The organism is Acidimicrobiales bacterium, from assembly GCA_036399815.1.
Lineage (GTDB): Bacteria > Actinomycetota > Acidimicrobiia > Acidimicrobiales > DASWMK01 > DASWMK01.
Map to the genome: position 1 here is coordinate 1 of DASWMK010000161.1, position 23,410 is coordinate 23,410.

The 23,410-nt window shown below is 75.2% G+C and carries 32 protein-coding genes; 24 read left to right on the forward strand and 8 right to left on the reverse strand.

The annotated features are described in order from the left end of the window. From VGB14_11595 to VGB14_11610, 4 genes are all read left to right on the forward strand, one after another. Positions 1-189, forward strand: a 189-nt coding sequence (locus tag VGB14_11595) for a CoA transferase (protein HEX9993560.1), incomplete at its 5' end; no start/stop codon positions are given. Positions 190-199: 10 nt separating this feature from the next. Continuing rightward, positions 200-991: a PIG-L family deacetylase gene (locus VGB14_11600; protein HEX9993561.1), complete on the forward strand. Its 792-nt coding sequence runs from the start codon at positions 200-202 to the stop codon at positions 989-991. A 1-nt stretch (position 992) separates the two neighbouring features. Beyond that, positions 993-1,547 carry a histidine phosphatase family protein gene (locus VGB14_11605; GenBank protein ID HEX9993562.1) on the forward strand — a complete coding sequence of 185 codons (555 nt, stop codon included), beginning with the start codon at positions 993-995 and terminating at the stop codon, positions 1,545-1,547. Between the two features lie 9 nt (positions 1,548-1,556). Beyond that, complete coding sequence (locus VGB14_11610; protein HEX9993563.1) at positions 1,557-2,666, forward strand: iron-containing alcohol dehydrogenase; 1,110 nt, start codon at positions 1,557-1,559, stop codon at positions 2,664-2,666. Here the strand turns inward: VGB14_11610 and VGB14_11615 are convergent. Next, on the reverse strand, positions 2,623-3,342 hold the full coding sequence (locus tag VGB14_11615) for an HAD family hydrolase (protein ID HEX9993564.1): 720 nt from the start codon (positions 3,340-3,342) through the stop codon (positions 2,623-2,625). The genes VGB14_11610 and VGB14_11615 overlap by 44 nt on opposite strands. Before the next feature lie 18 nt (positions 3,343-3,360). On the opposite strand from VGB14_11615, the gene VGB14_11620 reads away from it, so the two are divergent. The 5 genes from VGB14_11620 to VGB14_11640 are packed head-to-tail and all read left to right on the forward strand — an operon-like array spanning position 3,361 to position 6,685. Next, complete coding sequence (locus VGB14_11620; protein ID HEX9993565.1) at positions 3,361-3,942, forward strand: VOC family protein; 582 nt, start codon at positions 3,361-3,363, stop codon at positions 3,940-3,942. A 34-nt stretch (positions 3,943-3,976) separates the two neighbouring features. Next, complete coding sequence (locus VGB14_11625) at positions 3,977-5,095, forward strand: phosphatidylinositol-specific phospholipase C1-like protein (GenBank protein ID HEX9993566.1); 1,119 nt, start codon at positions 3,977-3,979, stop codon at positions 5,093-5,095. Between the two features lie 10 nt (positions 5,096-5,105). Next, positions 5,106-5,450, forward strand: coding sequence for an antibiotic biosynthesis monooxygenase (locus VGB14_11630; GenBank protein HEX9993567.1), 345 nt, complete (start codon positions 5,106-5,108; stop codon positions 5,448-5,450). Between the two features lie 9 nt (positions 5,451-5,459). Then, positions 5,460-6,302 carry a DUF455 family protein gene (locus VGB14_11635; GenBank protein HEX9993568.1) on the forward strand — a complete coding sequence of 281 codons (843 nt, stop codon included), beginning with the start codon at positions 5,460-5,462 and terminating at the stop codon, positions 6,300-6,302. 56 nt (positions 6,303-6,358) lie between these two features. Further along, positions 6,359-6,685 carry a hypothetical protein gene (locus VGB14_11640; protein ID HEX9993569.1) on the forward strand — a complete coding sequence of 109 codons (327 nt, stop codon included), beginning with the start codon at positions 6,359-6,361 and terminating at the stop codon, positions 6,683-6,685. Positions 6,686-6,697: 12 nt separating this feature from the next. On the opposite strand, the gene VGB14_11645 is transcribed toward VGB14_11640, so the two are convergent. Further along, the gene (locus VGB14_11645) at positions 6,698-6,934 is read right to left on the reverse strand and encodes an Lrp/AsnC ligand binding domain-containing protein (protein ID HEX9993570.1); all 237 of its coding nucleotides are present in this window, start codon (positions 6,932-6,934) and stop codon (positions 6,698-6,700) included. Positions 6,935-6,961: 27 nt separating this feature from the next. On the opposite strand from VGB14_11645, the gene VGB14_11650 reads away from it, so the two are divergent. Further along, positions 6,962-7,615 carry a phosphoribosyltransferase family protein gene (locus VGB14_11650; GenBank protein HEX9993571.1) on the forward strand — a complete coding sequence of 218 codons (654 nt, stop codon included), beginning with the start codon at positions 6,962-6,964 and terminating at the stop codon, positions 7,613-7,615. 163 nt (positions 7,616-7,778) lie between these two features. Here VGB14_11650 and VGB14_11655 read toward each other — a convergent pair whose 3' ends face one another. Beyond that, positions 7,779-8,231, reverse strand: a complete 453-nt coding sequence (locus VGB14_11655) for an Hsp20/alpha crystallin family protein (protein ID HEX9993572.1) — start codon at positions 8,229-8,231, stop codon at positions 7,779-7,781. A 68-nt stretch (positions 8,232-8,299) separates the two neighbouring features. Between VGB14_11655 and VGB14_11660 the strand changes: the two genes are divergently transcribed. Continuing rightward, entirely contained in the window at positions 8,300-8,560 is a 261-nt protein-coding gene (locus tag VGB14_11660) for a hypothetical protein (GenBank protein HEX9993573.1), read from the forward strand. Positions 8,561-8,863: 303 nt separating this feature from the next. Here the strand turns inward: VGB14_11660 and VGB14_11665 are convergent, their stop codons facing one another. The 3 genes from VGB14_11665 to rpmB form a co-directional block, all read right to left on the reverse strand. Further along, entirely contained in the window at positions 8,864-10,651 is a 1,788-nt protein-coding gene (locus VGB14_11665) for a phosphoenolpyruvate carboxykinase (GTP) (GenBank protein ID HEX9993574.1), read from the reverse strand. 9 nt (positions 10,652-10,660) lie between these two features. Beyond that, positions 10,661-10,921 carry a hypothetical protein gene (locus tag VGB14_11670; protein ID HEX9993575.1) on the reverse strand — a complete coding sequence of 87 codons (261 nt, stop codon included), beginning with the start codon at positions 10,919-10,921 and terminating at the stop codon, positions 10,661-10,663. Positions 10,922-10,999: 78 nt separating this feature from the next. Further along, entirely contained in the window at positions 11,000-11,194 is a 195-nt protein-coding gene (gene rpmB / locus VGB14_11675; protein HEX9993576.1) for a 50S ribosomal protein L28, read from the reverse strand. Positions 11,195-11,288: 94 nt separating this feature from the next. Between rpmB and VGB14_11680 the strand changes: the two genes are divergently transcribed. Genes VGB14_11680 through recG form a run of 3 tightly spaced genes read left to right on the forward strand, consistent with a single transcriptional unit; the run spans position 11,289 to position 15,277 of the window. Further along, on the forward strand, positions 11,289-11,498 hold the full coding sequence (locus VGB14_11680; protein ID HEX9993577.1) for a hypothetical protein: 210 nt from the start codon (positions 11,289-11,291) through the stop codon (positions 11,496-11,498). Next, complete coding sequence (locus VGB14_11685; protein HEX9993578.1) at positions 11,495-13,156, forward strand: DAK2 domain-containing protein; 1,662 nt, start codon at positions 11,495-11,497, stop codon at positions 13,154-13,156. The genes VGB14_11680 and VGB14_11685 overlap by 4 nt, the downstream gene beginning before the upstream one ends. Next, positions 13,157-15,277 carry an ATP-dependent DNA helicase RecG gene (gene recG / locus VGB14_11690; GenBank protein ID HEX9993579.1) on the forward strand — a complete coding sequence of 707 codons (2,121 nt, stop codon included), beginning with the start codon at positions 13,157-13,159 and terminating at the stop codon, positions 15,275-15,277. Here recG and VGB14_11695 read toward each other — a convergent pair. Both VGB14_11695 and VGB14_11700 read right to left on the reverse strand, forming a co-directional pair. Continuing rightward, a complete protein-coding gene (locus VGB14_11695) occupies positions 15,274-15,453 on the reverse strand; it encodes a hypothetical protein (protein ID HEX9993580.1) in 180 nt (59 codons plus the stop codon). The genes recG and VGB14_11695 overlap by 4 nt on opposite strands. After that, the gene (locus VGB14_11700) at positions 15,450-16,172 is read right to left on the reverse strand and encodes a crotonase/enoyl-CoA hydratase family protein (protein ID HEX9993581.1); all 723 of its coding nucleotides are present in this window, start codon (positions 16,170-16,172) and stop codon (positions 15,450-15,452) included. The genes VGB14_11695 and VGB14_11700 overlap by 4 nt, the downstream gene beginning before the upstream one ends. A 67-nt stretch (positions 16,173-16,239) precedes the next feature. Between VGB14_11700 and rsmD the strand changes: the two genes are divergently transcribed. The 10 genes from rsmD to VGB14_11750 all read left to right on the forward strand — a co-directional run. Next, on the forward strand, positions 16,240-16,782 hold the full coding sequence (gene rsmD, locus VGB14_11705) for a 16S rRNA (guanine(966)-N(2))-methyltransferase RsmD (protein HEX9993582.1): 543 nt from the start codon (positions 16,240-16,242) through the stop codon (positions 16,780-16,782). Next, positions 16,779-17,258, forward strand: a complete 480-nt coding sequence (gene coaD / locus VGB14_11710) for a pantetheine-phosphate adenylyltransferase (GenBank protein HEX9993583.1) — start codon at positions 16,779-16,781, stop codon at positions 17,256-17,258. Before rsmD ends, coaD begins: the two co-directional genes overlap by 4 nt. Next, the gene (locus tag VGB14_11715) at positions 17,255-17,860 is read left to right on the forward strand and encodes a hypothetical protein (GenBank protein HEX9993584.1); all 606 of its coding nucleotides are present in this window, start codon (positions 17,255-17,257) and stop codon (positions 17,858-17,860) included. The genes coaD and VGB14_11715 overlap by 4 nt, the downstream gene beginning before the upstream one ends. A gap of 12 nt (positions 17,861-17,872) precedes the next feature. Next, the gene (locus VGB14_11720) at positions 17,873-18,379 is read left to right on the forward strand and encodes a DUF177 domain-containing protein (GenBank protein ID HEX9993585.1); all 507 of its coding nucleotides are present in this window, start codon (positions 17,873-17,875) and stop codon (positions 18,377-18,379) included. Between the two features lie 75 nt (positions 18,380-18,454). Further along, the gene (rpmF, locus tag VGB14_11725; protein HEX9993586.1) at positions 18,455-18,634 is read left to right on the forward strand and encodes a 50S ribosomal protein L32; all 180 of its coding nucleotides are present in this window, start codon (positions 18,455-18,457) and stop codon (positions 18,632-18,634) included. A gap of 24 nt (positions 18,635-18,658) precedes the next feature. Beyond that, positions 18,659-19,627, forward strand: a complete 969-nt coding sequence (gene plsX / locus VGB14_11730; protein ID HEX9993587.1) for a phosphate acyltransferase PlsX — start codon at positions 18,659-18,661, stop codon at positions 19,625-19,627. Between the two features lie 80 nt (positions 19,628-19,707). Further along, positions 19,708-19,998 carry a phosphopantetheine-binding protein gene (locus VGB14_11735; GenBank protein ID HEX9993588.1) on the forward strand — a complete coding sequence of 97 codons (291 nt, stop codon included), beginning with the start codon at positions 19,708-19,710 and terminating at the stop codon, positions 19,996-19,998. Continuing rightward, positions 19,964-20,791, forward strand: a complete 828-nt coding sequence (rnc, locus tag VGB14_11740) for a ribonuclease III (GenBank protein ID HEX9993589.1) — start codon at positions 19,964-19,966, stop codon at positions 20,789-20,791. The genes VGB14_11735 and rnc overlap by 35 nt, the downstream gene beginning before the upstream one ends. Next, the gene (gene mutM, locus VGB14_11745) at positions 20,784-21,620 is read left to right on the forward strand and encodes a bifunctional DNA-formamidopyrimidine glycosylase/DNA-(apurinic or apyrimidinic site) lyase (protein HEX9993590.1); all 837 of its coding nucleotides are present in this window, start codon (positions 20,784-20,786) and stop codon (positions 21,618-21,620) included. Before rnc ends, mutM begins: the two co-directional genes overlap by 8 nt. Before the next feature lie 68 nt (positions 21,621-21,688). Then, on the forward strand, positions 21,689-23,410 hold a 1,722-nt coding region (locus VGB14_11750; protein HEX9993591.1), incomplete at its 3' end, for an AAA family ATPase.

The window sequence follows — 23,410 nt, forward strand, 5'->3', positions numbered from 1 at the left end:
CACCGGGGCACGTTCACCGAGGTGGCCGGCGTCGTGCAGCCCGCGCCGGCGCCCCGCTTCAGCCGCACGCCGGGCGCCGTCGCCCGGCCGCCGGCCCACGCCGGCCAGCACACCGACGAGGCCCTCGCCGACTGGGGGATCGGGGGCGACGAGGTGGCGTCGCTGCGCGCGTCGGGCGCGGTCGCCTAGAACGGAGCCGATGGCCACACTGGTCTGCTTCCACGCCCACCCCGACGACGAGGCGATCGCCACGGGTGGGCTCATGGCGCTGGCGGCGGGCGCCGGGCACCGCGTCGTGCTGGTCGTCGCCACCAGGGGCGAGCACGGCGAGGTGGTCGAGGGGGTGCTGGCGGACGGCGAGGAGCTGTGGCAGCGGCGGGTGGCGGAGACCCACGCCGCCGCCGACGTCCTCGGCACCGCCCGCGTCGCCTTCCTCGGCTACGTCGACTCGGGGATGGCGGGCACGCCGACCAACGAGGCGCCCGAGTCGTTCTGCCGGGCCGACGTGGAGGAGGCCGCCGAGCGGCTGGCCGCCCTGCTCGAGGAGGAGCGGGCCGACCTGCTGACCTGCTACGACGAGATCGGCGGCTACGGGCACCCCGACCACGTGCAGGTCCACCGGGTCGGCCTGCGGGCGGCGGCCATGGCGGGCGTGGCGGTCGTGCAGGCGACGATCAACCGGGACCACGTCCGCCGGGGGATCGAGGCCCAGCGGGCGGCCGGCGCCGACGACGTGCCCGACCTGCCCGACCTCGACGAGCACCCGGAGTTCGGCATGCCGGAGGCGGCCATCACCCACCAGGTCGACGTGCGGGCCGCCATCGACGCCAAGCGCCGGGCCATGCGGGCCCACGCCAGCCAGATCCCCGACTCGTCGCTGTTCCTGACCATGCCGAACCCGGTCTTCACCGAGGCGTTCGGCACGGAGTGGTTCATCACCGAGGACGAGCTGCCCGATGCCTTCGCCGACCTGTTCGTCCCCATGCGCTGACGTGCCCCGCCTGCACCTCGTCCGCCACGGGCGGGCGGGCGCCCGGTGGGAGGCCGACCCCGACCCCGGCCTCGACGACACCGGCCGGGCGCAGGCCGAGGCCGTCGCCGACCGGCTGGCCCCGCTCGGCCCGCTCGGCCTCGTGACCAGCCCGCTGCGGCGGACCCGGGAGACGGCCGCCCCGCTGGCCCGCCGGTGGGGGGTCGAGCCGGCCGTCGAGCCGGGGGTCGGCGAGGTCGCCGCCCCGCCTCTCGCCCCCGAGGAGCGGGGCCCGTGGCTGGCCGCCGTGATGGCCGGCCGGTGGGCCGACCAGGCGGACGACCTGCGCCGGTGGCGGGACACGGTCCTCGCCACCCTGCTCGCCCTGCCGGCCGACACGGTCGTGGTCACCCACTTCGTCGCCGTGAACGTGGCCGTCGGCGCGGCCACCGGCGACGACCGGGTGCTGCGCTTCCGCCCGGCCAACGCCAGCGTGACGGTCCTCGACGCCGATGCCGGCGGGCTCCGCCTGGTCGCCCTCGGCGAGGAGGGGACGACGGTCGTGCGCCCCGCGTAGGGTCCGGCCATGGCCGAGCCCTGGGACCACACCGGCTACGCCCAGCGGCTGGTGTTCGGGGCCGGCGCCCTCGCCCGGCTGCCCGAGCTGGTCGATGCCGTCGGCGCCCGCCGGGTCCTGCTCGTGACCACGGCCGGCCGCCTGGCGTCCGAGGACGGGCGCCGGCTGGTGGGCCTGCTCGGCAGCCGGCTGGCGTCGACGTTCGCCGAGGTCCGCTCGCACGTGCCCGTGTCCCTCGTCCGCACGGCCACCCGCCAGGCGAGGCGGGACGCGGTCGACGCCGTCGTGTCGTTCGGCGGCGGCTCGTGCGCCGACCTCGGCAAGGCCGTCTGCTTCTTCACCGAGCAGGAGGCCGGCACCCCGGGCGCCTCGTGGACCGACCGTCCCGCCCTGCCCCACCTCGCCGTGCCGACCACGTACTCGGGCGCCGAGCTGACCCCGTTCTTCGGGATGACCGACGAGGGGCTGCGCCGGAAGTCGGGCGCCGGCGGGCCGACCATCGCCCCCGTCGCCGCCGTCTACGACCCCGAGCTGACCGTGTCGACCCCGCCGGAGGTCAGCGCCGGCACGGGGATGAACGCGCTGGCCCACTGCGTGGAGGTGGCCTGGTCGCCGTCCCGCACGCCCGAGGCCGAGGCCGTCGCCCTGGCCGGCGCCCGGCGCATCGCCGGGGCGCTGCCGCTGGTGGTGGCCGACCCGGCCGACCTCGGGGCCCGGGCCGCCATGCTGGCCGGCGCCGCCCTCGGCGGCCGCTGCCTCCAGAACGGGAGCATGGGCGTCCACCACGGCCTGTCGCAGCTGGTCGGCGGGCGCACCGGCATCCCCCACGGCCTGGCCAACGCCGTCATCCTCCCGCACGCCGTCCGGTTCAACGAGGCGGCGGTGCCCGGCGCCGTCCGGGCCGTGGGCGAGGCGCTCGGCGACCCCGCCGACGCGGCCGGCGCCGTCGCCCGCCTCGCCGCCGCCGTCGGCCTGCCGTCCCGCCTGTCCGAGTGCGGGGTCGAGGAGGAGGACCTGGCGGCGGTGGCCGCCATGGCGCCCGACAACGGCAACGTCCGGGCCAACCCGCGCCCGGTCAGCGCGGAGGACGCGCTGGCGATCCTGCGGGCCGCGTTCTGAGGAGGCCGAGCACGGCCGGGACGGCGCGGGGGTCGGCGAGGTCGGGCACCACCGCGTCGGCGCCGCAGGCGGCCAGCTCGTCGACCGACCAGCGGCCGGTCGCCACGGCCAGGCAGGGGACGCCGGCGGTGTGCGCGGCCTCGACGTCGAGGGGGGTGTCGCCGACGACGACCACCGGCGTCCGCGCGCCGCCGCCGAGCGCGGCGACGGCCAGCGGCACCAGGGCGGCCCGCTCGTCGGCCTGGTCGCCGTAGGCGCCCGCCCCGAACAGGTCGGCCACGCCGGCCGCGGCCAGCTTGGCCTCGACCACCGGCCGGCAGCCGCCGGTCAGCACGCCGGTCGTCACCCCCTCGGCCCGCAGCCGCCGGGCCGCGTCCTCCACGCCGGGCAGCAGCCACGACCGGCGGGCGCCCTCCGTCACGGCCGCCCGGTAGGCGGCGCCCATGGCCTCGACGAGGTCGGCGAGCCCGGCCTCGACCACCTCGTCGCCGAGGTCGTGGGGCGCGAGCGCCAGGCGGGCGATGGCCCGGTCGATCATGCCGCCGAGCGGGATGCCGTCGAGGGTCGCCGGCACGCCGTACACCCTGGCCAGCGCGGCGTCGAAGGCGGCCCGGTGGTCGGGGTCGCCGGCCCGGATGATCGTGCCGTCCACGTCGAACAGGGCGATGCCGGTCACCGGGCGTAGCCTGGGCCCATGACCGTCGAGGCGCCTCGCTGGCGGGGGATCAACCACCTCGCCCTGATCACCACCGACATGGACGCCACGGTGCGCTTCTACCACGGGGTGCTCGGCGCCCGGCTCGTCGCCCACCTGGCCAGCCCGTCGTTCCGGCACTACTTCTTCGAGTTCGGCGCCGAGAACACGGTGGCGTTCTTCGAGTACGCCGGCCAGCCCCTCGCCACCTTCGCCAAGCCGGCCGGCGTCCCCGACCCGCGGGCCATCCAGTTCGACCACCTCTCGTTCAACCTCCCCGACGAGGAGGCGCTGCACCAGCTGCAGTCCCGCCTGAAGGAGGCCGGCTGCGAGGTCACCGACGTGATCGACCACGGCTTCGTCCGGTCGATCTACTTCACCGACCCCAACGGGATCGCGCTGGAGGCGTCGTGGTGGGTGGTCGACCCGACGGGCCGCCCGTCGGACTACGCCGACGAGGGCCTGTTCTCCGACCCCGACCCGGTGCCGGCGGTGCGGGAGATCCGCGAGACCGGCACGGTCACGTTCGTGCCCGCCACCCGCCTCACCCACGACACCGACGACGTCCCCGACCCGGTGTAGGACGGCGGCGGCCGCGCTCGTCGCGGCCGCGCTGGTGGGCGCGTGCACGTCCGGCGGGGAGCGCGAGGCCGCGCCGTCGACCACCGCCACCAGCACCTCGACGACGGCCGCGCCCGACCCCGTCCGCCTCGACCAGGTCCAGGTCCTCGGGACCCACAACAGCTACCACGTCGCCCCCGAGCCGGCCCTGCTCGACGCCATCCGGGCCGTCGACCCGGCCCTGGCCGACACCCTCCAGTACGGGCACCCGCCGCTCGACGAGCAGCTCGACGCCGGCATCCGCCAGCTGGAGCTCGACGTGTTCGCCGACCCCGACGGCGGGCACTACGCCGACCCGGCCGGCCCCGCCGCCGTCGGCCTGCCCGGCCCGCCCCGGGCCCCGCTCGAGGAGCCGGGGTTCAAGGTCTTCCACGTCCAGGACGTCGACCAGACCTCGACCTGCCCGACCCTCGTGCGCTGCCTCCAGATCGTCCGGGACTGGTCGGCCGGCCACCCCGGCCACGTGCCGATCGTCGTGCTCGTCGAGGTGAAGGACGAGCCCATCCCCGACCCCGGCCTGGGCTTCGCCGTGCCGCTGCCCGTCGGGCCGGCCGAGCTCGACGCCCTCGACGCCGAGATCCGCTCGGTGTTCCCGGAGGACCGGCTCGTCACCCCCGACCTCGTGCGGGGCGACGCGGCCACCCTCGAGGACGCCGTGCTCGACGCCGGCTGGCCGGCCGTCGACGACGTGCGGGGCCGGGTGCTGTTCGCGCTTGACAACGAGGACGGCCACCGGGACGACTACGTCGCCGGCCACCCGTCCCTCGCCGGCCGGGTGCTGTTCACGAGCTCGCCGCCGGGGAGCCCCGAGGCCGCCTTCGTGAAGCGCAACGACCCGGTGGCCGACGGGGCCGAGATCCGCCGCCTGGTCGCCCAGGGGTACCTCGTGCGCACGAGGGCCGACGCGGACACCGTGCAGGCCCGCACCGGCGACACCGCCCAGCGGGACGCCGCCTTCGCCAGCGGCGCCCAGCTGGTCAGCACCGACTACCCGGAGGACGACCCGGCCCTGCCGGCCGACTACGCGGCCGTCCTGCCCGGCGGGGGGACGATCCGCTGCAACCCGGTCAGCGCCCCGCCCGGCTGCGTCACCGCCGACCTCGAGCCTGGGTAGGGTCCGGCCCATGTCGGTGATCAAGATCAACGCCATCACCGTGCCGGCGGACAGCGGGGACGAGCTGGCCAGGCGCTTCGCCGCCCGGGCCGGCGCCGTCGACGACCAGGACGGCTTCGAGGGCTTCGAGCTGCTGCGGCCGACCGACGGGCGGACCACCTGGCTCGTCGTCACCCGCTGGCGCGACGAGGAGTCCTTCCAGGCCTGGGTCAGCTCCCCGGCGTTCGGCCACGGCCACCGCCAGGCGGCCGCCGACGCCACCAGCGAGCGGCCGGTGGCGGTGACGAGCGAGCTGTGGTCCTACGAGGTGGCGGGCGGGTCGGAGGGCCGCCACGGCCAAGCGACCGGTGGGTAGCATCCGGCCATGAAGCGGATGCTGCCGGTCGAGGAGCTCGCACGCGACGACCGGTTCCAGCGGGTGAAGATCGAGGAGGTCGTCTTCGACCCGCGCAACGCAGCCATGCAGCAGGAGCAGAACCGCAGGCGGGGCGGGTTCCGCACCGACGACCCGGACGCGCCGGACACGGCCCGCAGCCTGATGCACGCGATCTTCGTCGGCGAGATCCAGGCCCTCGAGGGCGCCGGCCGCACCTGCTGGGACTTCGACACGGGGGCGGCGAAGGACCAGGCGCCCTTCGAGCTGAAGCTCGACATGGCCCGGCAGTGCTGGGACGAGGCCCGCCACTGCGAGATCTCGGTGAAGCTCACCGACCACATGGGCTCGGCCATCGGCGAGTTCGCCGAGCAGACCCTGCTCTACGAGGCGGCCTGCAACCCCGACCCCGTGCTCCGCCTCACCGGCGTGAACCGCGCGCTCGAGGGCCTCGCCATCGACGTGTTCAACACCATGCGGGAGTTCGGCAACGCCACGAGCGACCCGGTCCTGTACTTCTGCGAGGACTGGATGCTCGCCGACGAGGTGACGCACGTGAAGATGGGGTCGGACTGGCTCCGCCGCCTCACCGCCAAGGACCCCGAGCGCCAGAAGGCCGCCCTCGACTTCCAGCGGGCTGTCGACAAGCTGTTCAGCTTCGGCGGCTTCCGGGGCGAGCAGGAGGAGAACCCCGTCCACCTGGCCCGCCGGTTCCGGTCCCTCGCCGGGTTCACCGAGGAGGAGATCGCCGGGCTCGTCGACGCCACGGCCGAGGCGTACGCGGAGGCGCAGGCGGCGAGGTCGGCCTCCGCGGCCACGCCGGCCCCGGCCTGACCCACCCGCTGCTGCCCGCGCTCGTCCTCCTCGACCTCCACGAGGGGTGGGCGTGGATGGTCGTGCTCGGCAACGCGCTCGCCGGGCTGTGGGCGCTCGGCGCGCACTGGCTGCCGGCGCTACGAGGCCGGGCGCTGTGGTGGTTCACGGTCGTCGCCGAGGTGGCGATCTTCGTGCAGGTCGCGCTGGGCGTCGGCCTCGTGGCCGGGGAGGGGCTGGAGGCGCCCCAGTTCCACCTGTTCTACGGGTTCGTCGCCATCATCGCCGTCGGCATCCTGTACTCGTACCGCCAGCAGCTGGCGCCGTGGCGGTACCTGCTGTACGGGCTCGGCGGCCTGTTCCTGATGGGCCTCGGGATCCGGGCGATGCTGGTGGCGGCGTGAGCGCCGTGGACCTCAGAGGTGGACGACCGGGCAGGTGAGCGTGCGCGTGATCCCGTCGATCATCTGGACGCGGCTGACGACCATCTTGCCGAGCTCGTCCACGGTGGCCGACTCGGCCCTCGCGATCACGTCGTACGGGCCGGTGACGTCCTCAGCCGACACCACGCCGTCGATGGCCCCGACCTGCTGCGCGACCTGGGCGGCCTTGCCGACCTCGGTCTGGATCAGGATGTACGCGCTGACGGCCATGCACCCTCCTCGTCGCCGGAACGCCGCATGCTAGCGGGCGCCGGCTCCTTCGATGACCGCCGCCACGCCGGGCGGGCGCTCGGCGCCGCGCTCGGGGAGGCCGGGGTGGCGGCCGACCTCGTGCTCGGCATCCCGCGGGGCGGGGTGATCGTCGCCGCCGAGGTGGCCGACGCGCTCGGCGCCCCCCTCGACGTCGGCCTCGCCGGCAAGCTCGGCGCCCCCGGCAACCCGGAGCTGGCCCTCGGCGCCGTGGGACCGGACGGGCGCTACGGCATCGACGAGGACCTCGCCGACCGGATGGCCGTCGACGGGCCGTGGATCGAGCGGTCGGTGGCCAGGGTCCGGGCCGAGCTCGACCGGCGGCGGGCCGCCTACCGGGGCGACCGCCCGCCGGTGGAGGTCGCCGGCCGGCGGGTGGTCGTGGTCGACGACGGGGTGGCGACGGGGCGGACGGCGGCCGCCGTCGGGGCCTGGCTCGTCGCCGCCGGCGCCGGGGAGGCGACCCTCGCCGTGCCCGTCGGCCCGCCCGAGGCCGCCGAGCGGCTGCGCCCGCCCTACCACCGGGTGGTGGTGCTGGTCGCGCCGCCCGGCTTCCGGGCCGTCGGCGAGCGCTACCGCCGCTTCGGCCAGACCACCGACGAGGAGGTCGTCGCCGCCCTCGACGCCCGCCGCCCCGGCTGACGCTGGCCACCCGGTCGCTGCTCGGGCGCGCCGGCCGGTCGCCGTCCGACGCCGACCGTCCCTGCTCGGGTGCCACCCGGTCCCCGGTCGGGCCCCACCCGGTCCGGCGCCGCCCGGTCCCCGGTCGGGTGCCCCGGGTCCGTGCTCGGGCGCCGGGCGGCGGTCAGGCGTGGCCCTGCTCGGCGCTCGTCTCGGTGCTCTCGGCCTGGATGGTCTCGGCCTGGCGCTGGGCCTGGCCGATCGTCACCTTGCGGGGCTGGGCCTGCTTGGCCAGCGGGACGCTCACGGTCAGCACCCCGTGGTCGTACTTGGCCCGCACGCCGGTGGTGTCGAGGGCCTCGCCGAGGTACAGCTGACGGGCGAAGACGCCCTGGCGGCGCTCGACGGCGAGGATCTCCTCGTCCTCCCCGGGCTCGTAGCGGCGCTCGGCCCGCAGGGTGAGGACGTTGCGCTCGACGGTGAGGTCGATGGCGTCGGGCTCGACGCCGGGGATGTCGAAGTAGACGACCACCTCGTCCGCCCGCCGGACGGCGTCGAAGGGGATCGTCGCCGGCCCTGCCCGCTGCGACAGCTGGTCGACGGCGCGGTCGAGCTCGCGGAAGGGATCGAACCGCATCAGCATCTCTCGCCCCCTGTGTCCATCTGCATGGAGGTTTTCGGTGCGGGAGGGGGAATACCCAGATCGTGGACGCGCACCAACTGGGTGACCGGCTGGAGGCCGAGGTCGACGACGTGCTGAGCACGCTCCAGCTCGTGCACGGCAACGCGACCCTCCAGGACCGGCTGTTCGACCAGCTCGTCGACCTCCTGGTCGAGGGGCTCTTCGTGGAGTGCCAGCGCCGGTACCTCGCCGGCGACGTCGACCGGGTCGGCTACGTGGCCGAGCTCGGCGACCTCGCCGGCCAGTGCCACCGGGCCGGGCTCCTCCCCATCCCCGGCGACTGACGAGCCGCCGGCCCATCCACCCGCCGCCCCGAGCACCCTCGCGCCGCCGTCCACGAGGGGCGACGGGAACCCGCCGAGCGCCGCCGCGAGGCGCGGCGTGCGGCGCGCCGCCCGCCGCCCGGCCCGGATCCGCCGTCCATCGCGTCCCACTCGCAGCCCAACCGCCGCGGCGGTCGTCCGCCGGGCCCTCGTCCACCCGCAGTCCGGCCGGGCCCATGAACGCCCCGCATCGACCCGTGCGCCGGGCGCGGACCGGCCGCCCCGGAGGGCGGCCGGCGGCGCTGCTGATCCTCGTCGACCGGCTCAGCCGGCCAGGCGCTTCTCCAGCTTGCGGAGCTCGTCCTTCAGCTCCTCGGGCACCCGCTCGCCGAGGCCGGCGTAGTGCTGCTCGATCAGCGGCACCTCGTTGCGCCAGTCGTCCTCGTCGACCCGGAGGATCTTCGCCACCTGCTCGTCGGTGAGGTCGAGCCCGTCGACGTCGAGGGAGCCGGGGGCCGGCACCCGCCCGATCGGCGTGTCGACGGCCTCGGCCCGGCCGGCGAGCCGCTCGATCACCCACTTCACGACCCGGCTGTTCTCGCCGAAGCCCGGCCAGAGGAACGACCCGTCGTCGTCCCGGCGGAACCAGTTCACCCAGAACAGCTTGGGCAGGGTGGCGCCGGCCCGCTCCTGCATCGACAGCCAGTGGCCGAAGTAGTCGCCCATGTTGTAGCCGCAGAACGGCAGCATGGCGAAGGGGTCGAAGCGCACCTCGCCGACCTTGCCGGCGGCGGCGGCCGTCTTCTCCGACGACATGATCGAGCCGAGGAACACGCCGTGGGCCCAGTCGTAGCTCTCGGTCACGAGCGGCACGGCGGTCGCCCGGCGGCCGCCGAACAGGACGGCCGAGATCGGCACGCCCTTCGGGTCCTCCCACTCGGGGGCGATCGACGGGCACTGCGAGGCCGGCGCCGTGAACCGGGCGTTCGGGTGGGCGGCCGGCCGGCCCGACTCGGGCGTCCAGTCGTCGCCCCGCCAGTCGACGAGGTGGGCGGGCGGCTCGGACAGGCCCTCCCACCACACGTCGCCGTCGTCGGTCATGGCGCAGTTGGTGAAGATGCAGTTCCCGCGGAGGGTCTCGATGGCGTTCGGGTTCGTCTCGGTCGAGGTCCCCGGGGCGACGCCGAAGAACCCGGCCTCCGGGTTGATGGCGTAGAGCCGGCCGTCCTCGCCGAACTTCATCCAGCAGATGTCGTCGCCGACGGTCTCGATCGTCCAGCCCGGGATCGTCGGGATCATCATGGCCATGTTCGTCTTGCCGCAGGCCGACGGGAAGGCGGCGGCCACGTAGCGCTTCTCGCCGTCGGGCGGGGTGACGCCGAGGATCAGCATGTGCTCGGCCAGCCAGCCGTCGTCGCGGGCCATGGTCGAGGCGATCCGCAGGGCGAAGCACTTCTTGCCGAGGAGGGCGTTGCCGCCGTACCCCGAGCCGTAGGACCAGATCTCGCGGGTCTCGGGGAAGTGGACGATGTACTTGCGGTCGGCGTCGCAGGGCCACGGCACGTCGGCCTGGCCCGGCTCGAGCGGGGCGCCGACGGAGTGGACGCACGGCACCCAGTCGCCGTCGCCCAGCACGTCGAGGGCGCCCTGGCCCATCCTCGTCATGATCCGCATGTTGACGGCGACGTAGGCCGAGTCGGTCAGCTGCACGCCGATGTGGGCGATCGGCGACCCGAGCGGGCCCATGCTGAACGGGACGACGTACATCGTCCGGCCCCGCATCGACCCCCGGAACAGGCGGCGCAGCTCGGCCTTCATCTCGGCGGGGTCGCGCCAGTTGTTGGTCGGCCCGGCGTCGACCTCGTGCTCGGAGCAGATGAACGTGCGGTCCTCGACCCTGGCGACGTCACCGGGGTCGGACCGGGCGAGGAAGCTGTTCGGGCGCTTCCCCTCGTCCAGGCGCACGAACGTCCCGGCGTCGACGAGCAGCTGGCACAGCCGGTCGTACTCCTCCTGCGACCCGTCGCACCACTCGACCGCCTCTGGCTGGCAGACCTCGACCCACTCGTCCACCCAACGCCGGAGTCGCTCGTTGCTGGTCGTTGCCGTCATGGTTCCTCTCTACGCCGTCGACGATGTGGTCGTGCCCGGTTCCTCCCGCTCGAACCCAGGGGTACCCATGTCGACCTCGGAGCCGAGGCGCAGCCGGGTGGCGCGCCCGGAGGCGTCGAGGTCGAAGAGCACCCGCTGGCCCTGCCGCAGCATGCGGAACACGGAGCCGACGAGGGCGTCCTCGGCGAGGTCGTACTCGGAGAGATCGGTGTCCCTGACCAGGACGCCGACCCGGGTCACCGGGTCGTAGGACTTGATCACTCCTTGCACGGCACGCTCCTCGGGGGTGTCTCTACCCGGAACGTTACCGACAGCCCCCTTCCCGGAAGGAAATCCCGGGGGGCGGCGCTAGTGGGCGAGCTTCTGCACCTTCCCGGCCTTCACGCAGGAGGTGCAGACGTGCAGCCGGCGCGGGCTGCCGCCGACGAGGGCCCGTACCCGCTGGATGTTCGGGTTCCAGCGCCGGCGCGTGCGCCGGTGCGAGTGGCTGATCTTCATGCCGAAGGAGGGGTGCTTCCCGCACACCTCGCAGACCGCTGCCATTGGACGCGAACCTTCCGGGTGGGGCCGACTGGGGCGGAGAGCGAGGATAGCAGCGAGACCCGCCGAGACCCACCGCCGCCCTATCCTTCGCCTCGTGCTCATCCTGCTCGCCGTCGTGGCCGCGATGCTCGTGGTCGCCGCCGTCGTGGACTGGCGGGGGCGCCGCCGCGGCTCCCGCCCCGACGCGCGCGGCTACGCCGCCGGGGTGCGCGAGCGGCGCAGGGACCTCAGGGCCCGCCGGGCGATGCTGAACCTCGGCGGCGTCGACGGCCGCGACCCGTACGGCGACCAGCGCCGCCGGTGACCACGCTGGAGCGGCTCGGGGCCGGTGAGCTCCGGGCCGTGGTGACCCGCTACCGAGACGCGCTGCGGGCCCACCAGGAGGCGCTCAACCGCCTGAACGTGTACCCGGTGCCGGACGGCGACACGGGCACGAACATGGCCCTCACCCTGGAGTCGGTGGTCGCCGAGCTGGGGTCGACCGACGGTGACCTCGCCGCCACCTGCAAGGCCGTGTCGCACGGCGCGCTCATGGGGGCGCGGGGCAACTCCGGCGTGATCCTCTCCCAGGTCCTGCGGGGGATCGCCGACGTCGTGCGGGCCAACGACGGCGTCGACGCGCCCGCGTGCGCCGAGGCGCTGTCGTCGGCGTCGGCGGCGGCCTACGAGGCGGTGATGCGGCCGGTCGAGGGGACGATCCTCACCGTCGTGCGGGAGTCGGCGGCCGCCGCCGAGGAGGCCGCGTCGGAGGGCGGCAGCCTGACCGACGTCCTCGACGCGGCGCGGGGTGCCGGGCAGCAGGCGCTCGACCGCACGCCCGAGCTGCTGCCGGTGCTGGCCCAGGCGGGCGTGGTCGACGCCGGCGGGGCCGGGTTCCTGCTCCTGCTCGACGCCCTCCTCGCCGTCGTCGCCGGCCGGCCCGTGCCCGAGCCGCCGGCCGCCCCGGCGCCCGAGGGCGGCGCCGCCACCCGCACCGCCGGGGCCGAGGTCGAGGCGGCCCACGCCGGCGGCCTGTCGGACCTGCGCTACGAGGTCATGTACTTCCTCGAGGCGCCGGACGAGGCCGTCCCCGCGTTCAAGGACGTGTGGGCCGGCATCGGCGACTCGATCGTGGTCGTCGGCGGCGACGGCCTGTGGAACTGCCACATCCACACCGACGACATCGGCGCGGCGATCGAGGCCGCGCTGGACTGCGGCCGGCCCCGCCGCATCCGCGTCACCGACCTCCACGAGCAGGTGGAGGAGGAGCGCTGGGTGCGGGAGGCGGCGGCCGGCGGCGACGGGCCGGCCGCGCCGTCCGAGCCGGTGCCCACGGCGGTCGTCGCGGTGGCCACGGGGGACGGGATCCGCCGCATCTTCCACTCGCTCGGCGTGCACCAGATCGTCGCCGGGGGGCAGTCGATGAACCCGTCGACGGCCCAGATCCTCGAGGCGGTGGAGTCGACGCCGGCCGAGGAGGTCGTCGTCCTCCCGAACAACAAGAACATCATCCCGGTCGCCGAGCAGGTCGACGCCCACACGGCCAAGGCCGTCCGGGTGGTGCCGACGAGGGGCATCGCCGAAGGGTTCGCCGCCCTGCTGGCCTACGACCCGCAGGCGTCGGCCGACGAGAACGCGGCGGCGATGGGGGAGGCGGCCGAGGCCGTGGCCGCCGGCGAGGTGACGATGGCCGTGCGCGACTCGGCCTGGGACGGCGGGGCCATCCGCCAGGGCGACTGGCTGGGCCTGGCGCGGGGCCGCATCGCCGTCGTCGAGCCCACGCTCGCGGCCGCGGCGACCGGCCTGCTCGACGACCTCGTGGGCGACGGGCACGAGATCGTGACGATCATCGAGGGCGAGGGCGCGTCGGCGGCCGACACCCGCCGCATCACCGAGTGGCTGGCCGAGCACCGCCCTTCGGTCGACGCCGAGGTCCACCACGGCGGCCAGCCCCTCTACCCGTACCTGTTCGGCGTGGAGTAGGTGGCGAGGAGCCTCAAGTCGCTGGCCGACGCGCCGGTGTCCGCCCTCCAGGGCGTGGCCGGCCGCCGGGCGGAGGCGCTGGCGGGGGTGGGCATCGAGTCCGTCCTCGACCTCGTCACCCACTACCCCCGCCGCTACGTCGACCGGACCAAGGAGGCCCGGATCGCCGACCTGCGGGAGGGGGAGGAGGCGCTCGTCGTCGCCCGGGTGGTGCGCTCGGCGACCGTCGGCCCGCCCCGCGGCAAGCAGCGGGTGGTGGTCGACGTGTCCGACGGGACCGGCCGCCTGCGGGTCACGTTCTTCAACCAGCGCTGGCGCGAGCAGCAGCTCCAGCCGGGCGCGGCGGCCGCGTTCTTCGGCAAGCTCGAGGTCTTCCGGGGCACCCGGCAGCTCACCAACCCGATCGTCGACCTGATCGGCGGCGACCAGACCGGCCGCATCGTCCCGCTCTATCCGCAGTCCGACAAGGCGAGGGTCTACTCCCGTGAGCTGGAGCGGCTCGTCGCCGCCGCCCTCGACCGGGCCGGCGAGCTCGCCGACCCCGTGCCCGACCGGGTCCGCAGGAAGCACGACCTGGTCGACCGCACCACCGCCTTCCGCTGGATCCACGCGCCGACGTCCATGGAGCAGGTGGGCGAGGCGCGGCGCCGGCTGGTGTTCGACGAGCTGTTCCGGGTGCAGGTCGCGCTCGTCGTCCGCAAGCGGGCGCTGCAGGACGGCGCCGTCGGCGTGAAGCACGCGGTCGGCGGCCCGCTGGTGCAGCGGTTCCACGAGGGGCTGCCGTTCTCGCTGACGGCGGCGCAGCGACGGGTGATCGGCGAGATCGACCGGGACCTCGGCGAGCGCTGGCCGATGCACCGCCTCCTCCAGGGCGATGTCGGGTCGGGCAAGACGGTGGTCGCGGTGACCGCGCTGCTCACCGCCGTCGACGGCGGCCACCAGGGCGCGCTGATGGTGCCGACCGCCGTGCTCGCCGAGCAGCACTTCGCCGGCGTGCGCGGCCTGCTGGACGGCTGCACGGTGCCCGACACGTCGCCGAGCACGCTGTTCGGCGAGCGGCCGCTGCGGGTCGAGCTGCTCACCAACCGCACGACGGCGGCCGAGCGGCGCCGCCTCCTGGCCGGCCTGGCCGCCGGCGAGGTCGACCTGCTCGTGGGCACGCACGCGCTGATCGAGGAGGGCGTGCAGTTCGAGTCGCTCGGCGTCGTCGTCATCGACGAGCAGCACCGCTTCGGGGTCGAGCAGCGGGCCGCGCTGCGGGACAAGGGCGACGGCACCGTCCCCGACGTGCTCGTGATGACGGCCACGCCGATCCCCCGCACGGCGGCGATGACCGTCTACGGCGACCTCGACGTGTCCGTCCTCGACGAGCTGCCGCCCGGCCGCACGCCGATCACCACGAGGTGGGCCCGCTCGGCCGAGCACGAGGCCGAGGCGTGGGACCTCGTGCGCCGGGAGGTGGCCGCCGGCCACCAGGCCTACGTGGTGTGCCCGCTCGTCGAGGACTCCGAGAAGCTCGAGGCGGCGTCGGCCGAGGCCACCTACGAGCGCCTGGTCGACGGCGAGCTGGCCGGGCTGCGCCTCGGGCTCCTCCACGGGCGGGTGCCGCCGGCCGAGAAGGAGGCGACGATGGGCCGCTTCCGCGCCGGCGGGCTCGACGTGCTCGTGGCCACCACCGTGATCGAGGTGGGCGTCGACGTGCCGAACGCGACCGTGATGGTCGTGATCGACGCCGACCGCTTCGGCATCGCCCAGCTCCACCAGCTGCGCGGCCGCGTCGGCCGGGGGACGGCGCGGTCGTGGTGCTGGCTCGTCGGCGCCGGCGCCACCCCGGAGGCCGAGGAGCGCCTCGCCGCGCTGGTCCGCACGACCGACGGGTTCGAGCTGGCCGAGGTCGACCTCGACCTGCGGGGCGAGGGCACGATCATGGGCGAGCGCCAGGCCGGCCGCACCGACCTCAAGCTGGCGTCGCTCCGGCGCGACCGGCTGTGGGTGGAGCGGGCGAGGGAGGTGGCGATCGAGCTGGTCGACGCCGACCCGACCCTCGCGACCCACCCGATCCTGCGGGCCGAGGTCGCCGCCGTCCTCGGCGACGATGCCGATTTCCTGCTGAAGAGCTAGTAGCCGTCGGCCTCTTCGTCGTCCTCGGGGATGACGACGTCCCAGCGGTCCATGCAGCCCGAGCAGCGGTAGGCGATCACGTCGCCGGGGAGGAACTCGCCGTCGGGCGGCGGCTTGGACAGCAGGTGGCAGTCCTCGCCGCAGTCGACGCAGACGATGACCGGCGGCGCCCTCACCCCTTCCGCTCCCGCTGGTGCTCGGTGAAGCGGGCGACGCCGTCGGCGAACCCGGGGGCGAAGATCGTCTGCTGGCCGATGCGGTCCTCGTTGGCCAGCGCCGCCTCGAGCCCGAGGCCGAGCCCCTCGTACACCGAGCGGCGGTCGTTCACGACGCCGGTCCACGGGAACCCGGCGATCGACCCGGCCAGCGCCACCGCCACGTCGAGCGCCGTCCCGGCCGGCACGACGCGGTTCACGAAGCCCATCTGGAGCGCCTCGGCGGCGTCGATCTCCCGGCCGGTGAGGATGAGGTCGAGCGCCCGCCCGAGGCCGACGATGCGGGGGAGCCGGTACGTCCCGCCGTCGATGAGCGGCACGCCCCACCGCCGCTCGAGCAGCCCGAAGCGGGCGGTGTCCCCGGCGACGCGGAGGTCGCACCACGCGGCCAGCTCCATGCCGCCGGCCACGCACCACCCCTCGACGGCCGCGATCACCGGCTTGGTGAGCTGGAGGCGGGTCGGCCCGAGCGGGCCGCTCGGTCGCAGCCGGGGCAGGTCACGCAGGTCGGCGCCGGCGCAGAACGCGGCGTCGTCGCCGGTGAGCACGGCGACGCGCTCGCCGTCGTCCCGCTCGAAGTCGAGGAGCTCGTCGTGCAGGCGCTCGGCGGTGGCGCTGTCGATGGCGTTGCGGCGCTCAGGCCGGCCGATGCGGACGACCCTGACGGCGTCGGATGGCACGGCGGGGGACGGTAGCCGGGGCCGGCGGTCGCGCCGGCCGTGGGCCGCGGCCGGTACCTTCCGGCCCGTGCGCGTGGTCGCCGGCGTGGCCAGGGGGCGGCGCCTGGTCGCGCCACGGGGGACCGACGTGCGGCCGACCACCGACCGGACGCGCGAGGCGATCTTCAACGCCCTGCACAGCCTCGGCGCCGTCGACGGGGCGCGCGTGCTCGACCTGTTCGCCGGCTCCGGCGCGCTCGGGATCGAGGCGCTGTCGCGGGGCGCGGCGTCGGTGACCTTCGTCGAGCGCGACCCCGGCGCCCTGCGCGCGGTGCGGGCCAACCTCGCGTCGACCGGCCTCGACGGGCCGGCGGCGACGGTCGTGCGGGCCGACGCGCTGCGCTGGCTCGACGGCGAGCCCGGCGCCTTCGACGTCGCCCTCCTCGACCCGCCCTACGCCTTCGACGGCTGGGACGCGCTGCTCGCCCGGCTCCCCGCGCCGCTCGCCGTCGTCGAGTCGGACCGGGCCGTCGACCCCGGCCCTGACTGGCGGATCACCAGATCGAAGCGGTACGGCAGTACGGTGGTGACCATCGCCCGCCGAGCCGCACCGGGAGCGTCGCCCTCGTGAGCGTGGTGCTCATCCCCGGGTCATTCGACCCCATCCACAACGGCCACATCGAGGTCATCGAGACGGCCTGCCGCCTGTTCGACGAGGTCGTCGTGGCGGCCATGCGCAACCCGCAGAAGGGCGAGCCGCTGTTCACCCTCGACGAGCGGCAGGTGATGATCGAGGAGGCGCTCGCCCACCTCGACCGCGTGCGGGTCGTGATGTTCGCCAGCCTCGTGGTCGACGTGGCGCGCGAGGTCGGCGCCGACTTCATCGTGAAGGGCCTGCGGGTCGTGTCGGACTTCGAGAACGAGCTCCAGATGGCGCAGATGAACCGGGCCATCTCCGGCGTCGACACCGTGTTCATCCCGGCCGGGCCGACCCACTCGTTCCTCGCCTCGAAGCTGATCAGGGAGATCGCCCGCTTCGGCGGCGACGTGTCCTCCATGGTCCCCGAGGCCGTGGCCAAGCGGCTGGCGGAGCAGCAGGGCCGATGAGCACGAGCGGGTACCGGCCGCACGACCAGGACGCCGACGACGACGACCTCGCCCCGCCGGACTTCGTCGCCCACCACGGCCCGGAGAGCGAGCTGCTGCTGCGCCGGGTCGCGGACATGATCGCCGGGGCCAGGCCCATGCCCCTGTCGGCCTCGGTGATGATCAACAAGGACGAGGTGCTCGAGCTCCTGGAGGAGGCCATCGAGCGGCTGCCCGACGAGCTGCGGGCGGCGCGGTGGCTGCTGAAGGAGCGGGAGGAGTTCCTCGCCAAGGTCCGCCGGGAGGGCGACGAGATCCTCGAGGCGGCGCGGGCCAGGGCCGAGCGCATGGTCCAGCGCACCGAGGTGGTGAAGGCGGCCGAGCTGCGCGCCCGCCACATCGTGGACGAGGCCGAGGCCGAGTCCCGCCGCATGCGCCACGAGGTCGAGGACTACTGCGACCAGAAGCTGGCGAGCTTCGAGATCGTGCTCGAGCGGACCATGAAGCTCGTGCAGGCCGGCCGGGAGAAGCTCCAGGCCACGATTCCGCCCGACCCCGACGAGCCGGTGGAGCCCGAGGTGGCGGAGGCCAGCAGCGCGTTCTTCGACCAGGACCAGGCGTAGGCGACGGGCGCCGTGCGCACCGGTCGCCTCGTCGTGGACGTGTCCGAGCTGCGGCGCCGCGCCGGCAACCGCAAGCGGATCCAGCGGTCGGCGCTGCTGTCCGGTCTCGTCGTCGCCGACGTCGCCGTGATGGAGGACGCCGCCGTCGAGGTCGAGGGCGTGATGGAGGCGATCTCCGACCAGGTGGTCCTCGCCGGCACCGTGCGGGCCGACTGGGTCGGCTCGTGCCGGCGGTGCCTGGACGAGGTGACGGGCCGGGTCGAGGTCACCATCCGCGAGGTGTTCGACCCCCACCCGGTCGAGGGCGAGACCTACCCGCTCACCGGCGACACGCTCGACCTCGAGCCGATGGTCCGCGACACCGTCCTGCTCAACCTGCCGCTCGCGCCGCTGTGCGACGACGCCTGCCCGGGGCCCGACCCCGAGCACCCGGTCGGCGGCGGGCCGGCCGAGGGCGGGGCGGAGGGCGAGGCCGGCGACCCGCGGTGGTCGGCGCTGCGCGACCTCCGCTTCGACTGACCGGCGTTCGCCGATCCCCGCTCCCGGCCGCTACGCTTTCCCGTTCGCGTCCGGACCCCGAGGATCGACTGAGCGATGGCCGTCCCGAAGAAGAAGACCTCCAAGGCGAAGAGCCGTAGCCGGCGGGCGTCCGCCTGGAACCTGTCGGCCCCGCCCCGCAGCGTGTGCCCCCGCTGCAACGCCGCCAAGCTGCCCCACGTCGTGTGCGGGAACTGCGGCTGGTACGCGGGCCGCCAGGCGATCGACGTCGAGTAGCGCCACCCCGCCACCCCGCGCTCCGTGCTGCCCATCGCCGTCGACGCCATGGGCGGCGACCGCGCCCCCGGCGAGATCGTCGCCGGTGCCCGGCGGGCCGCCGACGAGCTGGGCGTGCCGGTCGTCCTCGTCGGCCGCCCGGAGGACCTCGGCGACACCGGCGGGCTGGAGGTGCTGGCCGCCTCCGAGGTGATCGCCATGGACGAGGACCCCGGCGCCGGCGTGCGCCGCAAGAAGGACTCGTCGCTCGTCCGCTGCGCCGAGGCGGTGCGCGACGGAACGGCGTCGGCCATGGTCAGCGCCGGCAACACGGGGGCGACGATGGCCAGCGCGCTGCTGCGCATGGGCCGCATCCGCTCGGTCGCCCGCCCGGCCATCGCCACGCCCATCCCCGTCCCCGGCTCCACGCCGACCGTCCTCCTCGACGCCGGCGCGAACGCCGAGTGCACCCCGCAGATGCTCGTGCAGTTCGCCCAGATGGGCTCGGTGTTCGCCCGGGAGCGCTACGGCATCGAGCGGCCGAGGGTGGGGCTGCTGTCGATCGGCGAGGAGCCGACGAAGGGCACGCCGCTCGTCAAGGAGACCCACGGGCTGCTGGCCGAGGCGACGGGCATCGACTTCGCCGGCAACGTCGAGGGCCGGGACGTGATGTCCCACGAGATCGACGTGGTCGTCACCGACGGGTTCACCGGCAACGTCGTCCTCAAGACGCTGGAGGGCGGGCTGCGGGCCATCGTGGCCGCCCTGCTCGACGTGTTCGGCTCGACGCCGGAGGCCAGGGAGGCGTCCGAGCGACTGCTGCCGCACCTCCTGCCGCTGTACGCCAGCCTCGACCCCGACAGCCACGGTGGGGCCATGCTCCTCGGCGTGCGCGGCGTGTGCATCATCAGCCACGGCTCGTCGTCGGCGACGGCGATCGTCAACGCCGTGCGCGTGGCCGCCGAGATGGTCAGGGCCGACGTGGTCGGCCGCCTGACCGCCGCCGTCGCCTGACGGCCGCCGTTCACAAGCGGGCAAGGGCGCGCCGCGAGCTACGCTGCACCGCCGACCGCCAGACCCCAGGAGTTGCCAGCGTGCCCGCCGAGACCCACGTGGAGCAGGCCCCCCTCGATCGCCAGCAGGTGTTCGAGCTGATCAGGGACCGTCTCGCCGACATCCTCGAGGTCGACCCCGGCTCGATCTCGGAGGGCGACTCGTTCGCCGACGACCTCGACGCCGACTCCCTCGCGCTCATCGAGCTGGTCGAGGCGCTCGAGGAGGAGCTCGGGGAGCGCAGCGTCGGGTTCCGCATCGACGACGAGGACCTCGAAGACCTGAAGACCGTCCGCGATGCCGTCGACTACGTCGTCGGCCGCCTCGGGTAGCCCGCTGCCACTCTCCGAGGCCCTCCACGGGCTGGCGGAGCGGCTCGGCCGCCCCTTCGTCGACCCCGACCTCCTGGCCAGGGCGCTGACCCACCGGTCGTGGTGCGCCGAGCACGCCGGCTTCGCCTCCAACGAGCGGCTGGAGTTCCTCGGCGACGCCGTCCTCGGCCTCGTCGTGACCGACTACGTCTTCAACGCCTACCCGGACCTGCCCGAGGGCGAGCTCGCCAAGGTGCGGGCGTCGGTGGTCAGCGCGGCCGCGCTGGCGGACATCGCCATCGCCCTCCGGCTGGGCGAGGCGCTCCTGCTCGGCAAGGGCGAGGCCGCCTCGGGCGGGCGGGAGAAGCCGTCGATCCTGGCCGACGCCATGGAGGCGGTCATCGGCGCCGTCTACCTCGACGGCGGGTGGGCGGCGGCCCGCCAGCTCGTGCTCGACCTGCTCGGCGAGCGCATCACCGAGGCGTCGGCCGGCCCCGGCGGCCAGGACTACAAGACCCGCCTCCAGGAGCTGGCGGCCCGGCGGATGGAGGTCGTCCCCCGCTACCGGGTGGACGACGACGGCCCCGACCACGCCAAGCGCTTCTACGCCACCGTCCAGCTGGCCGGGCAGGAGTGGGGCACGGGCGAGGGCCGGTCGAAGAAGCAGGCCGAGCAGGCCGCCGCCCGGTCGGCGTGGGAGCGGCTGCTCGGCGAGGTCCGGCGCCAGGAGGGCGCCGGTGCGGACGGGGCGGGGGCCGGCGTCGGCGACCGGCCGGCGACCGCGGCGGTCGCCGGCGAGCCGGGCGATGCCTGAGCTCCCCGAGGTGGAGACCATCCGCCGCGAGCTCGAGCGGGAGGTCGTCGGCAAGCGGATCAGGTCCGTCGACATCACCGGCACCCGCTCGGTGCGCCGGCACGGCTCGGTGGACGAGATCCCCGGCCGGCTGGAGGGCTGCAAGATCGCCGGCGTCGAGCGCCGGGGCAAGTACCTGATCCTGCGCCTCGACAGCGGCGACCTGCTCGTCATCCACCTCGGGATGTCCGGCCAGCTGCTCAGGGCGACCGGCAAGGAGCCGCTGCCCAAGCACACCCACGTGGTCATCACGTTCACCCAGGGCGGGCAGCTGCGGTTCTGCGACCCGAGGACGTTCGGCGAGCTGTTCGTCACCACGCCGGACGGGCTCACCCAGGAGGCGCCCGAGCTGGCCGAGCTCGGCCCCGACCCGGTCGAGACGCCGATCTCGTGGACGAGCTTCGCCGAGCGGCTGCTGACCCGCACCACCAAGCTGAAGCCGTTGCTGCTCGACCAGCGGTTCATCGCCGGCCTCGGCAACATCTACACCGACGAGATCCTGTGGGCGGCCGGGCTGCGCTGGGACCGCGCTGCCAACAGCCTGTCCAGCCAGGAGATCCGCCGCCTCTACCGGGCCCTCGTCGAGACCCTCCACGAGGCGGTCAAGTACCGGGGCTCGACCCTGCCCGACCAGCAGTACGTGGGGCTCACCGGCCGGCCCGGGAGCTACCAGGAGCATCACAAGGTCTACAACCGGGAGGGCCAGCCCTGCCGGCGCTGCCGCCACCCGATCGAGCGCCTCAAGGTGGCCGGCCGGAGCACGTTCTACTGCCCGGCCTGCCAGGTCTGACGGGCGGGCCGACGGGCCCGGGGGATCACCGGCCGGCCCGGCCGCCGCCGCTAGCGTCGCGCCGAGCCATGTTCCTCAAGACCCTGACCCTGAAGGGCTTCAAGTCCTTCGCCGACGCCACCACCCTCGAGCTGGAGCCCGGCATCACCGTGGTCGTCGGCCCCAACGGGACGGGCAAGTCGAACGTGGTCGACGCCATCGCCTGGGTGCTCGGGGCCCAGGGGCCGCGCACGGTGCGGTCGACGAAGATGGACGACGTCATCTTCGCCGGCACGGCCAAGCGGCCGGCGCTCGGCCGGGCCGAGGTGGCGCTCACGATCGACAACTCGGCCGGGCTGCTGCCCATCGAGTTCTCCGAGGTGACGATCACGAGGACGCTGTTCCGCACGGGGGACAGCGAGTACGCCATCAACGGGGTGCCCTGCCGGCTGCTCGACGTGCAGGAGCTGCTGTCGGACACCGGCGTGGGCCGCCAGCAGCACGTGATCGTCTCCCAGGGCCAGATCGACGGCGTGCTCAACGCCAGGCCCGAGGACCGCCGCCTGATCGTCGAGGAGGCGGCCGGGGTCCTCAAGTACCGGCGCCGCAAGGAGAAGGCCGAGCGGCGGCTGGCGGCGACCGAGGCCAACCTGCTGCGGCTCCAGGACCTGCTGCGCGAGGTGCGGCGCCAGCTGCGCCCGCTGGAGCGCCAGGCGGAGGCCGCCCGACGGCACGGCACGCTGGTCGAGGAGCTCCGGGCCCTGCGGGTCCACCTGGCCGGGCGGGAGCTGGCCGCCCTCCGGGGCCGGCTGGCGACGTCGGCCAGGACCAGGGCCGAGCTCGCCGGCGAGGAGGCGGCGCTGCGGGAGCGGCTGGCCGGGCTGGACGCGGCCGTCGTGGCCACCGAGGCGGCGCTGTCGGCCCTTGGCGAGGCCGACCTGGGCGACGTGCTGGCCAGGGTCGAGCGGCTCCGGGAGCGGGCCAGGGGGTTGGCCGCCCTGCTGGCCGAGCGCCGCCGGGGCCTCGAGCGGGACCGGGGCGCGCTGCTCGACCAGGCCGTCGTCGCCACCCTGGAGGCGGAGTCGTCCCGCCTGGCCGCCGAGCTGGCCGAGGTGGAGGCCGAGGCCGCCGCGCTCGTCCCCCAGGCCGAGGACCTCGGCCGGGCCGAGGACGACCTGGCCGCCCGGCGGGCCGCCTTCGAGCGGGACTGGGGCGGCGACGACGGTCCCGGCGACGCGGCCCTGTTCGGCCGGGCCGCCGAGGTGCGGGGCGAGCTGGTGGCGCTGCGGTCGGCCGCGGGGCGCGACGGGGCCGAGCACGACCGCCTGGTCGGGCGGCTCGGGTCGCTCGAGGCCACCGTCGAGCGGCTGGCCGCCGAGGCCGACCGCCGGCGGGCCGAGCTGATCGCCGCCGTCGACGCCGAGGAGCCGCTGGCGGCGCGGCTGGCCGAGGCCGAGGCCAGGCGGGCGGCGGCCGAGCCGATCGTCACCGAGGCCGAGGCCGCCCGGCGGGCGGCCGACGAGGAGCGCCACGCCACGGCCGCCCGGGTGGAGGCCCTGGCCCTCGCGCTCGACGCGGCGAGGGCCGAGGCCGGCGCCGCCCGGCTGGCCGACGTGGCCGGCGTGCTCGGCACCCTGCTCGACGTGGTCGCCGTGGACCCCGGCTGGGAGCCGGCGTTCGAGGCCGCCGCCGGCGAGGCCGTCGCCGCCGTCGTCGTCGCCGACCCCGGCGCCGGGCGGGCCGCCCTCCGGGCCGTGGCCGCCGGTGACGGCACCGGCGCCGTGCTGGCCCTCGGCGCGGTGGCCGGGTCG